The 12,955-nt window shown below is 41.0% G+C and carries 19 protein-coding genes and 1 tRNA gene; 15 read left to right on the forward strand and 5 right to left on the reverse strand.

Going from position 1 to position 12,955, the window contains the following annotated elements; translation table 11 throughout:
* Positions 1-37: 37 nt before the first annotated feature.
* Positions 38-109: transfer RNA gene (locus tag QXI54_08305), tRNA-Ala, on the forward strand.
* Positions 110-436: 327 nt separating this feature from the next.
* Here QXI54_08305 and QXI54_08310 read toward each other — a convergent pair.
* Together QXI54_08310 and QXI54_08315 are read right to left on the reverse strand one after the other, a co-directional pair.
* The gene (locus QXI54_08310; protein ID MEM0303152.1) at positions 437-1,222 is read right to left on the reverse strand and encodes a hypothetical protein; all 786 of its coding nucleotides are present in this window, start codon (positions 1,220-1,222) and stop codon (positions 437-439) included.
* Complete coding sequence (locus QXI54_08315; protein ID MEM0303153.1) at positions 1,203-1,583, reverse strand: winged helix-turn-helix transcriptional regulator; 381 nt, start codon at positions 1,581-1,583, stop codon at positions 1,203-1,205. Before QXI54_08315 ends, QXI54_08310 begins: the two co-directional genes overlap by 20 nt.
* A gap of 88 nt (positions 1,584-1,671) precedes the next feature.
* Here QXI54_08315 and QXI54_08320 point away from each other — a divergent pair, with 88 nt between their 5' ends.
* The 14 genes from QXI54_08320 (at position 1,672) to QXI54_08385 (ending at position 8,606) form a co-directional block, all read left to right on the forward strand.
* On the forward strand, positions 1,672-1,887 hold the full coding sequence (locus QXI54_08320; GenBank protein ID MEM0303154.1) for a hypothetical protein: 216 nt from the start codon (positions 1,672-1,674) through the stop codon (positions 1,885-1,887).
* A 2-nt stretch (positions 1,888-1,889) separates the two neighbouring features.
* Complete coding sequence (locus QXI54_08325; protein ID MEM0303155.1) at positions 1,890-2,135, forward strand: hypothetical protein; 246 nt, start codon at positions 1,890-1,892, stop codon at positions 2,133-2,135.
* A complete protein-coding gene (locus QXI54_08330; protein ID MEM0303156.1) occupies positions 2,132-3,349 on the forward strand; it encodes a hypothetical protein in 1,218 nt (405 codons plus the stop codon). Before QXI54_08325 ends, QXI54_08330 begins: the two co-directional genes overlap by 4 nt.
* 97 nt (positions 3,350-3,446) lie before the next feature.
* On the forward strand, positions 3,447-4,226 hold the full coding sequence (locus QXI54_08335; protein MEM0303157.1) for a hypothetical protein: 780 nt from the start codon (positions 3,447-3,449) through the stop codon (positions 4,224-4,226).
* On the forward strand, positions 4,223-5,791 hold the full coding sequence (locus QXI54_08340; GenBank protein MEM0303158.1) for an ATP-dependent helicase: 1,569 nt from the start codon (positions 4,223-4,225) through the stop codon (positions 5,789-5,791). Before QXI54_08335 ends, QXI54_08340 begins: the two co-directional genes overlap by 4 nt.
* Positions 5,788-6,231: a hypothetical protein gene (locus tag QXI54_08345; protein ID MEM0303159.1), complete on the forward strand. Its 444-nt coding sequence runs from the start codon at positions 5,788-5,790 to the stop codon at positions 6,229-6,231. Before QXI54_08340 ends, QXI54_08345 begins: the two co-directional genes overlap by 4 nt.
* The gene (locus QXI54_08350) at positions 6,228-6,680 is read left to right on the forward strand and encodes a hypothetical protein (protein ID MEM0303160.1); all 453 of its coding nucleotides are present in this window, start codon (positions 6,228-6,230) and stop codon (positions 6,678-6,680) included. Before QXI54_08345 ends, QXI54_08350 begins: the two co-directional genes overlap by 4 nt.
* A complete protein-coding gene (locus QXI54_08355; protein MEM0303161.1) occupies positions 6,667-6,900 on the forward strand; it encodes a DUF736 family protein in 234 nt (77 codons plus the stop codon). The genes QXI54_08350 and QXI54_08355 overlap by 14 nt, the downstream gene beginning before the upstream one ends.
* Complete coding sequence (locus tag QXI54_08360) at positions 6,884-7,201, forward strand: hypothetical protein (protein MEM0303162.1); 318 nt, start codon at positions 6,884-6,886, stop codon at positions 7,199-7,201. The genes QXI54_08355 and QXI54_08360 overlap by 17 nt, the downstream gene beginning before the upstream one ends.
* A 147-nt stretch (positions 7,202-7,348) precedes the next feature.
* Positions 7,349-7,507, forward strand: a complete 159-nt coding sequence (locus tag QXI54_08365; GenBank protein MEM0303163.1) for a hypothetical protein — start codon at positions 7,349-7,351, stop codon at positions 7,505-7,507.
* On the forward strand, positions 7,504-7,665 hold the full coding sequence (locus QXI54_08370) for a hypothetical protein (GenBank protein ID MEM0303164.1): 162 nt from the start codon (positions 7,504-7,506) through the stop codon (positions 7,663-7,665). The genes QXI54_08365 and QXI54_08370 overlap by 4 nt, the downstream gene beginning before the upstream one ends.
* Positions 7,662-7,973 (forward strand): hypothetical protein, encoded by a 312-nt coding sequence (locus QXI54_08375; protein MEM0303165.1) that lies wholly within the window; start codon positions 7,662-7,664, stop codon positions 7,971-7,973. Before QXI54_08370 ends, QXI54_08375 begins: the two co-directional genes overlap by 4 nt.
* A complete protein-coding gene (locus QXI54_08380) occupies positions 7,942-8,124 on the forward strand; it encodes a hypothetical protein (GenBank protein MEM0303166.1) in 183 nt (60 codons plus the stop codon). The genes QXI54_08375 and QXI54_08380 overlap by 32 nt, the downstream gene beginning before the upstream one ends.
* Entirely contained in the window at positions 8,121-8,606 is a 486-nt protein-coding gene (locus tag QXI54_08385; protein MEM0303167.1) for a hypothetical protein, read from the forward strand. Before QXI54_08380 ends, QXI54_08385 begins: the two co-directional genes overlap by 4 nt.
* Positions 8,607-9,025: 419 nt before the next feature.
* Here the strand turns inward: QXI54_08385 and QXI54_08390 are convergent, their stop codons facing one another.
* The 3 genes from QXI54_08390 to QXI54_08400 all read right to left on the reverse strand — a co-directional run.
* Positions 9,026-10,060 carry an integrase gene (locus QXI54_08390; GenBank protein MEM0303168.1) on the reverse strand — a complete coding sequence of 345 codons (1,035 nt, stop codon included), beginning with the start codon at positions 10,058-10,060 and terminating at the stop codon, positions 9,026-9,028.
* Between the two features lie 380 nt (positions 10,061-10,440).
* Positions 10,441-12,399 carry a type II secretion system F family protein gene (locus QXI54_08395; protein MEM0303169.1) on the reverse strand — a complete coding sequence of 653 codons (1,959 nt, stop codon included), beginning with the start codon at positions 12,397-12,399 and terminating at the stop codon, positions 10,441-10,443.
* A partial coding sequence (locus QXI54_08400; GenBank protein ID MEM0303170.1) for an ATPase, T2SS/T4P/T4SS family occupies positions 12,392-12,955 on the reverse strand: 564 nt, incomplete at its 5' end. The genes QXI54_08395 and QXI54_08400, both read right to left, overlap by 8 nt.

Consider the following 12,955-nt stretch of genomic DNA (forward strand, 5'->3'; position numbering starts at 1 on the left):
AGCGTAAACTTTATCTTCAAGAATCCAAATTAACCACGGGCTCGTAGCTCAGCGGTAGAGCGCCGCCTTTGCGAGGCGGAGGCCTCGGGTTCAAATCCCGACGAGTCCATTTCTTGTGGTAATCTGAGACTTCATAAATATCGTAGTTAAATTCTCGATTTTTTGAATGGATTGATTTTCGTTTTGGAGGCTCTGGAATTTTATTCTCGTTGGATATCTCATATGGGTTGGCAACTCGGTTGGCAACTATGTGTATGAAAAACCACTCTTTATCACGGTAAATCTCCGCTTCACGTCCTATTAGTTCGGAAAATTCCACTGGCAACCGCAAATAAGGGTATTCGAAGCCCTCTTTAGCTTTCTTTTTTCGAATAACGACTTTTCCCACAAGTTCCATAAAGACATAGTTGGCAACTCAAACTTAAGTTTTGTGGAATTATCCAAGGTGTAAAGTGAAAAAGTCTCGGTTCAGAGGAGCACCATCAATGAAGGAGAATAGGGAAAAATAACCTAAGCTTAGATTAAAAAGAGCAGAAACCAATTTATCCAGCTCGTCGAGGTTATCGGCTCCTTTTATCCTCTCATCAATGACTCTTATTAATCTCTCCTCAACTTCTTCAAGTATTTCCGAGGAAACACCTGAAAAATTCAAAATAAGTGGTTTTTCGAGGACTTTCCTTTCATAAACTCTCGAAAAGAATCCAAAAACATCCGCTATGGCTACAGAAAATATTCCACGACCGATCTTTGGTGGATCGACCATTCCCGATTCTCTGATTTTTCTGATCTCCTCCGAGGTAGAAATTCCGCTTTTAACCAAGAAATAATCTATGAACAAATCTTCGATTAGATTCTGGAGATGCTGAGCGTTGATAATCGAACCAAATCTTCCAGTTGAGCTGAAGACAATTCGATCCTCCTCTTTTCTTCTTCTGATTTTGTGGATCCTCAAATCGAGGAGAGATTGCAAATCGTTTAAAGTCTGGATTTCGATAACAAATCTCTCATCTAAATGGTAGATTTCATGAAGGAATGGATAGCTGTCTTCAAGCGAAACAAATTCAGGATGATAATAACCTTTTCTTTCCACAGGATTGATTTCACAAAGGGTTTCGAGCCTTTCGTTCGGATAAAATTCGATTTTTAAATTACCTTCGTTTGTGGAAATCTCATAAATGACTTTCGTTCCCTTAATTGACTTTTTACTTTCCAGAATCCTCATCTTCGAAAATTTCTTTCCCAAGGAAAGACTGCAATCTTTTTATCACATTTCGGGCTTTTTCTGGATCAGACTTTGCAAGAGCTATAAAACTTTTTTCAAGTTGCTCTTCTTCGGATTTAAGATAAGCTTCAATGAGTTTGTTGATCTCGTCCGTCTTAGCTTTGTTGAGTTTGTAGACCAGTTTCATAATATTTCGGTCGAATTCGATAATAATTAAACCATCTCTCTCAAGCTCTCTCGTGTATTTCGTTATTGTGTTTGCTGAGAATTTTGTTTCATCCAGAATTTCTTTGAAATGTTTCTTTCCTCCTTGAATTGCCCTTAATATTTTTCCTTTTATATATTGTGGATCTTCACCCATATCATAATTCAGACCGAAAGATATATATACTCTTCTAACGTATCTTATCTTAAGGTATGATACAAAAAACGACAAAGGTGAGTTTAAGATGGAAGCTGTTTGGATATTTAAAGTTCGAAAAATGAGGTCTGGATCGGGGAAAATAGAAAAAGTAATCAGAATCCCAAGAGAAGTCGAAAAATACTTTAACGAGTTTGCAGAAATACGAATTTCTAATAACGGACTTTTAATTTCACCATTAAAAGAGCAAAATTTCAAAATCACAACTGAATCCGATAACCCTTCTTCTCAGGAGGTGAGTTAAAAATGACGTCCACCACGACAACAACCAAACAAACCGAAAGACGTTTGATTTCTGGTAAAATCAAGGAGCGAAGAGCTGAAAAAGCTTTCGATTCTGAGCCAAAACTCTACAAGTTCGACAACCATGGAAAGATCTACGTTCCGAGCCTATTCAGGAGGCTATTCCACGGTTATAGATTTGCGGTTTACGTTGAAAGTGGCAAGATCGTCCTGGATCCTGTAAAAATCGATGGAGATGATGAGCCATGAATCCCACGGAGATCAGAGAGGAGAACATTCCCGAGGAGCTAAAGAAAATCCCACACTGGATCTGCTGGGCTCCTTACATGGCAAACGGAAAGCTCGATAAGATCCCAGTCGCTCCATGGCTAAGCAATGGAGAGCTGAAAACCACGCAGGAAGGGAGACCGATAGGATGCAGTTATACCGATCCAAAAACTCACGTGAGCTTTCTCGAAGCGTTGGGCTATGCAAGGAAGCTAAACATCGGAATCGGCTTCGTTCTCGCTCCAGAGCTTAACCTTGTGGCGATAGATATTGACGACTGCATCGAGGATGGAAAGCTGAATCCATGGGTTGAAAGAATACTACAAGAGGCAAATAGCTATGCAGAGATAACTCCTTCTGGAAAGGGAGTTAGAATTTGGCTTAAAGGCTCGATTCCACGGAACATCAGGAACGATGATCTTAAAGTGGAGATTTACAAGGAAAAGAGGTTTCTGACTATCACAGGCTGGTGGATTGAGTCCACACCAAAGGAGATTAGGCAGAACGATGAGTTTCTCAATCGTTTCTATGCGGAGCTTTTGGGAGTAAATAAAACACTTGTTGAGACGGCAGAAAGAAGCGGGGAAAGCTCGGAGATCTCATGCATTGAAGTTTTGAAGGCTCTTAAACCCGAGGCTTTAGGAAAACTCCACAAAGGAGTGGGAGATAATAGTCTCCAAGGAGAGCATCCCACACATGGGAGTGAGCACACTGGAAGAAACTTTGCAATCTCAGAGGATGGCTCCTCATGGTATTGCTTCCGCCACAACGTTGGTGGTAGATGGCTATCACTCTCCGCAATGCTTTTAAACATTGTAGACTGTGAGGAATTAGCCAGGAGAGAGGCACAAAATACCGCGTTCATAACAGATGAAGAGAAAAGGGTCATTATTGAAAAATTGAAAAGCTATGGGCTTCTCTCCGAGAATAGAGCCACTAAAGGGATACAAATAAAAAAGGAGGGGGAAGTTAGACAAGTAACGCAAGTGAGAGATTTCGAAAACGAAAAATGCAATTTTCGAAATCGAGATGCTTCACTCCTCTCACTTGTCCAACATCCCTCACCTTTTGAAAACTATCCATGCTTTGAGCTCCTTCTCAAAAAAGAACCCACAGATGCACTTAGATTCTTACTATTAGCAAATAAAACAAGAGACCCCCACGGACGTGGTTTCAGAAGCTATACACCACTATAATATAAGCATTGATGGAGCGACATTAATTAGCATAATTCAGTGGGCTAAGAATAGTAATGCGGGTTTCTGTTCTTTTGCACAATCTCTTGGTGCTTGTGTGGATGCATGTCCACTTAAATCGGGATTTTCAGCTCTCTTAGCTTATACTGAGGAGGTTTTGGATCTCTCTAAGGAAGGAAAGCTTCTTGTCAAAATCAAAGGGAATCTTTTTGAGATCGATAAGGCTAAACTGTGGAAGATTAAGAGGAACAAAGATGGGTCTCTTGCGTTTGAACCAAACGAGAGATTAATAGCGGAAATTTATGCTCGGGTTTTTTCCATATTTCCAGATTCAGTTCATGTCTCTCTTCTGGAATCAATTGTTCTCAACTGGTTAAAGAACGCTAAATCGTTTGAGGAGCCACTGAGTGAGGAATACGTGGTTTTAAGAAATGCACTTGAAGTTTTGATAAACCTGAGACTGCATCCTTTCGAGAAAGTGAAGGAAGATACCACGCTCATCTCTCATCCCCTCGTGGGTTTTCTTGAGAACGACAGCATGGTGGTCTTAAACAGAACATTAAAAGAAAAACTGGAAGATCTTGGAATTGATTCGAGCTACAGAAAGCTGAGAGTTTTGCTCAGACATATTCTCAGAGGGGTTGAGACCAGAAAAATAAAGAAAAAATTCTACACTTTTTGGATTTTTGATCTTGGGAAGACCAGAGAGTTCGTTAAGTTCTTCTTTGGCATCGATTGGGATCCCAACGAAATTCTGAAAGAGAGTGAGGAAATTTCGGACAAACTCGAGCAGATAATAACGGATAAACTGGAAAATCAAGCTCCAGAGCAGAATGATTCTCCACTGGACTTCTCACTTGGTGGTGATGCTCAATGATCGTAAAGGTCTTTGGTGCTCCTGGAACCGGGAAAACCACGAAGCTTATCCAGGATCTGGGCAACTTAATCAAAAAAGAAGGTCTCGAAACGAAGGATGTTTGTGTTATAAGCTTCTCGAACTCGGCTGTGGAAGAAATTGCCAATAAGACTGGATTCGTTAGAAGATCAAAAATCACTCCTTATTTCTCCACGCTTCATGGCGTCTGTCTAAAACTCGGGATAGAATGGGATGATAATTTCGAGAAGAGAGCAAGAAAGACGTTTACCAACCCATTCTTTGTTGAAGGTTGGCTAATGAAGTTTTTCAAGCAAATTGGAGTTCCTTATGAGCCCGATCAGGTTGCGAGTGAAGCCCTTGGAAATCGGGCAATAGCTCAGTATTCCAGAACTGTGGGATGCTATTATTCGCTTTATCGTGATGTCTGGAAATGCGTTGAAAAGATCGAAGATGAAAATTTGTTTTGGATTGTCGCTGAGTGGTTAAAGTTCAAGGAAAAGAACGGAATCATCGATTATGAAGACATGCTTATTGTTGTTTTCAATAATAAACTTATTCCACCAGTTAAAGCGATTTTCATCGATGAATTCCAAGATCTCACTCCGCTTGAATACGGAATAATTTCCCACTGGATTGAGAAAATCCCATACGCATTTGTTTATGGGGATGATGATCAGTGTATCCATGCATGGCGTGGTTGCAGGGCTGAATTCTTGCTCGAGCTGAAAGCTGATGAAGTGATAATACTAAGCAAGTCTTGGAGAGTTCCTTCGGAAGTTCTCAATTTTGCCATGAAACTCATCAATGGAGTTAAGCAAAGAATACACAAGGAAATCGTTCCAGCATACAACGGTGGGAAGGTTATTTTCACTGAGCCATGGAATTTCGAGATTCTGGTGAGAAATGCAATATCCTTGGCGGAGAAAGTAAAGAACAGGAATGAAACGGTTTTCCTGCTGTTAAGAACAAACAGAATGGTGAGAGCGGTCGAAGAAATTCTGTATGATTTAGCCTATCCATTCAGAAAGTTGAAAGGCGAATCACTGTGGGATAAAGAACTTACCACCGCTTGGAATGTCTTTGCGAAGCTGAAAACGAAGAAAGATGCTCTTGATACCGCTGAAGCGGAGTGGCTTCTTGACCATCTTAATCCGATTTTCACAGAACAACAGAAGGAAGCCATAAAGAACAATTTGAAGAGAGGAATTTTCCCGCTTGACTTCTTTGGCAAATTCGGTGTGGATCAGATAGATCCAGAAACGATGAACAGGAGAATCTATGAAATCGCAATCAAAGCCAGGGAACCGATCACTCCACGCTCGATGAACCTTTACGTGGACACAATGCATGCGAGTAAGGGGAGGGAGTGCGATTATTGCTTTGTTGCGGACGCACTCACTCCCACGATAAGGGATGAGGTTTTGAAATACGGTGTAGATTCGGAGTTGAGGCTTTACTACACTGCAACCACAAGGGCAAAGAGGGCAGTTATCTTCACTCCAATAGCGGGATTTACGCATCTTCTCAATTTTGTATCAGTAAGCTGTGGTGGTGTGAGGATATGAAGCCAAAAACCACAATTTTAGGTTATGAAAATGGGTTTCCAGTAATCTTAGCTGAAGAAGAACCAAATGGAGTCCAGTGGTCTTTTTACTGTGAATATTGCAGAAGAAGGCATTATCACGGACAAGGAGAAGGGCATCGAGTCGCTCACTGCAACGAAGATTCTCCTTTTAAAGAAACTGGATACATAATAACATTAAATCCCGATTATTTCAAAAGAGATTCTTTGAAAACGATAAAGGAGAAAGCCGAGGAGCTTTTCAGAGAAGAATACCACAAAGCGATGGCTCAGCTCAGGAATAGGAACATTCATCCCAAGGAGAAGATCAAGATCGCTCGAAAGATTGCGATGGCAAAGTATCGTGGTTTTCTTGAAAAGCATGGACTCACTCCTGCCGATCTTGTGGAAAGACCTGATTGCAAACTGGAGGATCTGTTATGAAGTGTCCACATTGTGGCGAATTCATAGAAACTGCGTTGTGGAAGGCTTTGGCTCCTTATCGGGCTGAGAAGCTTCCTGTCGTTATCACCAATGTGGATGCGATCCTCGAAGTCGGAAACCGCATAGTTGCGATTTTCGAGGAGAAAAGTTCTCACGATGGAGTTCTGAGAGTTAGAGGCTATCAATGCGTTATTTTGAAGAAGATTGCGAAATGTCTTGATGTTCCTCTCCTCATAATCGAGAAGGAAAGCGATCACGTGAAACTATTCCGCTATGATACGAATCAGATCGTTAAAAGCTCTCCATTTGTTTCCGCTGATCAATTGCTTCCAGTCTTTCAAGGCAGTGTGGAAGAGTTCGGGAATTGGGTTTATTCCACATTCATTCAAGCTCCTCTCTCACAGGAGAGGAAAAAACTGGTTGGAGGTGGTTTGAATGGGAGAAGGTGAGAAAAAGGCTAAGGAAAAAGCCCGAAAGTATCTCTCGGGCTATGTTGAGTTTGGGATTTTGGGAAGGAGAGAGATCTGCATCTTCAAGAACGAAGGCAGAGAGAACGATAAGCAACCTTCTTTCAGAATCTTCGTGAAGGAAGGCGAAGCGTGGAAAGAAGTCGGAGCCTTGTGGACAAGAGAGCTTAAGGAGAAGGAAGGTGATGAAATTGTTGGCTAATGTTGTGATCAACGGAAAAGAGACTCAGCTAAAGGTTTTTATCACAAATACGATGAAGAAAATGTGTGTTCAAGCGGAAACTCTCGAACTCGACTTCGGTTCTGTGATTATTGGGATGTATATTAAGGATTTTGAAGACCTCATTGAAGTTTGGAAGGACTTCAAGAAAGATGCTCCTTGGTTAAGGAGAAGGGCTTCCAGAAAAGCGAATGCCCGTCCAAAAATTCGAACTTCAAGTGAACCCATATCTGAACATGGATCCAATATGGAGAATGCATCAGGAGCGGGTGAATCCACATGAGCGATGTTAAGCATGTCATAGATGGTATAAAAGTATATGGTTATACACTTCACGTGAACCCATTTCTGAACATTGATTCCACGTGGAAAATGCATCAGAAGCGGGGGAATGCATGAACCATTTTCCCATTTTATCAGGTGATGAACCATGAACAAACTGAGAAAGCTCCTTCTTGAGTTTGAAGAAAACGAGGATCATTCCACACTCAAGGAACTCCTCAAAACTATCATCAAAAAACTCGAAGAAATCGAGGATGAGCTCTCAAATCAGGATGTGGAGATCGAGAAAGTGAAGAGGAGCCTATGAGGAATACGCTAATCGATCTTGGTCTTGGGAAGAAAGTTTCTGAATATGACTGCTACATCTGTAATGGTCTTGGAGATTGCAAGTATCGGATAGAGTTCCGATATTCGATTTACTGCGTGAAGGATGCCGAGAAAATTGATGATCGGTTGATTCTATGAACTACCTTCAAAAGTTCAAGCCAAAGCCGAAGATCAGGATAGAGGAGCCAAAGAAGGATCAAAATACTCAGATCGCAATCACAATCAGAAAGAAGTCAAAGCATGTGGAAAGAAAGAGAAAGCCGAGCTGTCTTGATTGCATCGATGGAAAGCTGATCAAAACCGATGACAACTTTAAGGGTAAGACTGAAGTCTATTGCTATATGTGGGATCTCATAGTCCATCCGCATCAAGCGAGGATCTGTTCTCGTTTCTGTCCACGAAGTGGTGAGAAGGATGGAGGAAGAAGGAGAAGTAGAAGAGTTTGAAGAAACCAAGAGGGTTAAAATGGTTGAAATCGATTATAATTGGGGAAAAGACGGGAATGGCTTGATGATAACTGTGAGAGACGACGATCTTAATGCTTTGGAACTTGCGAAAATTGCATTAAAGATTTATAAAAAAGTTAAGAGCGTATGACATGGGATCAAGGGCTTGATTTCGAAAAAACTTTAAAAAAGCTCCTGAGGGATTATCAGGAAGAGGAGAATTTGCGAAGGAAGACGAAGCTCGCAATTCTCATAACTCAGCTCCGCAATGGCTCAAGAATTTCGGAAGCCATAGAGGCGATAAGCCTATTCAAGTCCACAGGAGAGCGAGAGCTTGCGGTTAAAGTCAGGAAGAAGCGAGGGAAAGAGGAGTTCAGGAAGATGATAATCCCCGAGCAGATCAAAGCCAACCACATTGTGGAAATCCCGAGCAAGGAAGCGGTGATCATGTTCGCAAAGCGGAGATATGATTTCAACACTCACAGCTTACGCTATGCGTTCATAAGCTACCTTGCAAAGCGTGGAGTAAGCCCGCAAATCATAGCGAAGATAACTCGCCATAGTAAGCTCGATATGATCCTCAACTACACTCAGGAGAAGCTCGCGGATGAGATTTTGATCAAGCTTCCTTAAACATATTATTTCTGTTTATCCAACACCTTATTAAACACCTTATATTAACTTATTATATTAACTTATGGCTGTATGATAACGTTTTTGGGTCAAAACTGTTATCTTACACATTCAGAGGTTCAACAGTAAGATAACGCAAAAAATCGTTCAACATGTTCACAGACCTATGAACAAGGGTAAAACGAAGGGTAAAATGAGCAGACTGTAATATATAATCTGAAAGGTTAGTGTGAATTATTCCACAGCTTTATTCACATTATAATTGGAACAGCTCTCTAAATCAGTTTTTGGCAAAATTGGGATAGAAAAGGGCTTTATATTGAGCTCCATAATGTGGTGCTACTTTGCATGAATATTCTCTAATCGTTTTTCTGCGGAGATGTGGATTATAGCTTAAAATAAAAGATCCGATAAAAATCCTAATGGCTTTTCGGTTCAAGAGTGTTGATCAATCCATCCACAACCTTAGAATACCAGTTATCCGCTTGAACGGTCTTAGCGAGATAATGAGCGGATCCAACGGTTATGGAGGCTCTTCCCTGAATGAAGTCCGCAACACTTTCGGGAACTCCATTCATGATCAGGAAGTTGAAGTTCCATTTTCGGATTGTGCTTGCGGAAACTCTTCCGAGCTGTGTTTCATCCCTTGCAACATCGTAGTGGATATCAAGCTTTTTGAATTCCACGATGGTGGGAGAATATATCCAGTAAGACTTTTTTCTTCCTCTTGAGGAGCGATAAGCCGAGCATCTCTTGACTTTCTCGTTTACAACCACAACATCATCGGAATTGAAGGAGTTAAGAGTTCTTATTATGTGCTTTAGCCTTACTCCAGAGAAAACCATTAACTTGAAGATCAGTTTTATTTCTTCTCTCTTGATTTCAGAATAAGCTTTTCTGAGTTCTTCATCGGTTATGTAGACTTCTTTTACTCCGAATTTTGGGATTTTGCATTTCTTTCTCCACTTGCTCAACGGAAATTCTCCGATGAAGTCCACATCCTGCTCCTCAAGGAAGTTGAAGAAGTTTCTCAATCCCTTGTGGATTTTGTCTCCATTGGCTTCGAGGAGAATCTCTTCAAGATCATTCGGAGTTGAAACATCTTCTAAGTCTCCAGAGTATTTCTTTATTGCGGAAATGTAGTCTTTAGCGGTGCTTTCCATTATTTTCCCGGATTTTACTCTATTTTGAAGCCACTTTATAAAACTGCCTTCATATTGTTTGTAAAAGCTCAAAAACGAAAATAGAACGGGTTCTGAGCCTGTTTTTTCAAAAATGATTTTGCGAGGCGGAGGCCCCGGGTTCAAATCCCGGCGAGTCCATTTCTTGCGATAATCTGAGACTTCATAAAGATCGTAGTTAAATTCTCGATTTTTTGAATGGCTTGATTTTCGGTTTGGAGAGTTTGGAGTTTTATTTTCGTTGGATATCTCATATGCGAAAAAATTTCTCATATGAGATTTGCCTTTCTTAGTATCAAACTCTTTTACCAATTCGAGTATTTTCCGCTCGATTAAATCCGAAATGGAGACACTTTGAACTTTAGAAATCTCTCGCAACTCTGAGAGAAGATTTTTATCCACACGGAGTAAGAAGTTAACTCTACCGCTTGGCTTCCTTCCCATGTGTGGAGTTGGCAACTACCTTGATGAAAAACCACCCTTCAACTCTATAAATCTCAGCTTTGCAACCGATAAGCTCGGAAAATTCCACTGGCAACCACAAGTAAGGGTATTCGAAGCTTTCTTTGGCTTTCTTTTTCCGAATAAAGACTTTTCCGATAAAATCTTTTTCTACAATAATCTACAATACAATGAGCAACAAAAAATAAAAATCAAATAACCTGATATCCAAACATTACGCTAAATCCAACGTATGCGATCAGCACCATTATCAGAGAGTGTTTCATTCCAGCGGAAATGCTTCCTTCACCCATTACTCCTGCTACAAGGCCACCAAAAAGTCCCTGGAATATTGCTGCGTGCATGAAAACGTTTCTGTAAGTTACAACATCGATATTTTTAAGGATTGAGAATTGCGAACCTCCTGATGCCTGAACCTGTGCAGCTGCCTGAGCGAGTGTTGAAAGGAAAGTTGAGGCAATTATGTAGACGATTCCAATAAAGACAAAGAATGCAATATAGATTATGACGACGTAAGTGAACATGCTCGTCGCTCTTTCTCTTCGGAGCAGTTCTGCTGCACTCGCGTCTTTTGCTGAGGTAGTTAGAACTTCCGTTACATTCCCGCTTGATTTCAGTGCTTCGTTTAGTAAAGCAATTGTTCTGGACACCTCAAATATCCTGAGCCTATTGGCGAATCTTATTAGGGCATCACCAAGACTGACACCCCATTCAAGATTAGCCTTTATTTTTCTTATTTCTTTCTTCAATGGGCTTGTATCTGTCTTTGCAAGCATCGTAATTGCTCTATAAATTGACATCCCGCTCTCATTGGCAGAGGCCAATTTGTTCAGGAAAATAGGGGTAAGTCTCATGAAAATTCTGACCCCTCTTCTGCTCCATTCATAGAATATGACAAAGGGTGTAAGCACTATTATCATTGCAATAAATATATAATCATCTATATTGAAGAACCAGTATTTTGGATCCATCCCAGCTATGTAGGGTGTGGTGAGTAGTCCATATGCTATGAATATTAGAGCTACCGGTATTGAGATAGCAAATGTATAAAGCGGATTTTCACGCAAAAGCGCGATCGGATTCTTGAGTTTTTTCATCAATTGTCTTGTTTTCACCTTTCTCTGGATGTCTTTACTCTTCTCTATATCCAAATCCTTTGCTTTTGGTATGTAAATGTATCTTTCACGAAGCTGTGGAACCTTTTCACCCGAAGATGGTGTCATTAGTTTGATGATTACTGCAAACATGAATGAACCAATCGGGATTACTAAGTAGATTATTGCGAAAATTGCAACATCGTTCGCGCTTCCCATCACTGACATGACTGACTGAATTATTATCAAAAAGAGCGGACCGGCAACGAGTGCGGTGACATAGGTTTCAGCCATCAGGGCTAAGAATTCTATGAAGCTCTTCTGGTCTTGTCTGGCCTTTTCAAAGTAGAAATCTGCTCTTTCTTCAAAATACTTTGTGATATCTCCGCCACTGTCTATTATAGTAATCAGACCATGGAGAAAATCCCTGAAGTTTGTAGATGGCGAAACTTCGATTGCATTTGCGAGTGCAGTTCTTAAATCCTTTCCCAACCCCTCTATTTCCCAGAGAATTCTCGAAGCTTCCTTTGAAACTTCTCCGTAAACTTCGTGGTTGTCTGCAAGTGCCTTGAGAATCTGCACTAAATTCATGCCACCTCTGCTCAGCGATAGCATGAAGGTAATTGCATGGGGCAGAGTTCGGTCAATTTTGTTTTTTCTATCGCTGATGACTGTAGATGGATAAATTGCAAATATTAAATTCCCTAAATAGTATAATCCGAGAGTTATAAGAATGGACAAAATCCCTACATAGACAAATGTTCTATAAAACATCCAATATGTCGCATAGGGTTCTGGAATCCCTATCGTAAAGAGTGGTGGAATTCCTATAAAGTTCACTATCAGATAGGCTATTATAAGTCCAAGTATAGCTCCAGAAACTCCAAAGAGGAAAGAGAACATTCTTGCAGTTGCCACATACATCTCGGGGGGCATTGAAATCATCGCTTTTTTCAGATTTCTATCCAATTCGTAATATTTGTGCTTGTTCTTCTCTATATCCTTCGCGAACAGTTTGTATCCTAAATAAGTAAGAGAATTTGCCTTCTTAAACATTCTCCCACCCTATTTCCTTCAATATTTTAGCAGGCTTGTTCTGATACGTGTGGATTATATTACTAACTTTTCTAAAATCCCTTATATTATGACTCACCATGAACTCCAGCACTTTCCTACGGCGGAGCAGTTCTTCACTCAGCTCCTTCACGCTCCAGCCTCTGTGCTTCCTTATCTCTTCCAGAGCTTTGGAAGTTCCGACCATCACGTGCTCATCCTTTACGCTGTCCCACTGGAAAACAGTCGAAGTTCGGAGCATCTTTGTGTGCGGATCCAGGCCAACGATCTCAGCAATCTCTATGTTCCTTCTCACCCTGCGATCATTCACATAAGTCTGGGCCTGAATGCTTATTATGTTCAGCGCTTCAAGCATCGCTCTCGGCACTTCAATTGGTGGATTTTCAAGGCGGTGGATTGCTCCGCTAACGCTGTCAGCGTGCAGCGTTGAATATGTTGTATGTCCGGTCGTCATCGCCTGGAAGAGCGTTAAGGCTTCTCTGCCACGAACCTCACCCACTATTATGTATTCAGGCCTCTGCCTCAATGCAGCCCTGAG

It is taken from the genome of Archaeoglobaceae archaeon (genome assembly GCA_038734275.1).
Classification (GTDB): domain Archaea; phylum Halobacteriota; class Archaeoglobi; order Archaeoglobales; family Archaeoglobaceae; genus WYZ-LMO2.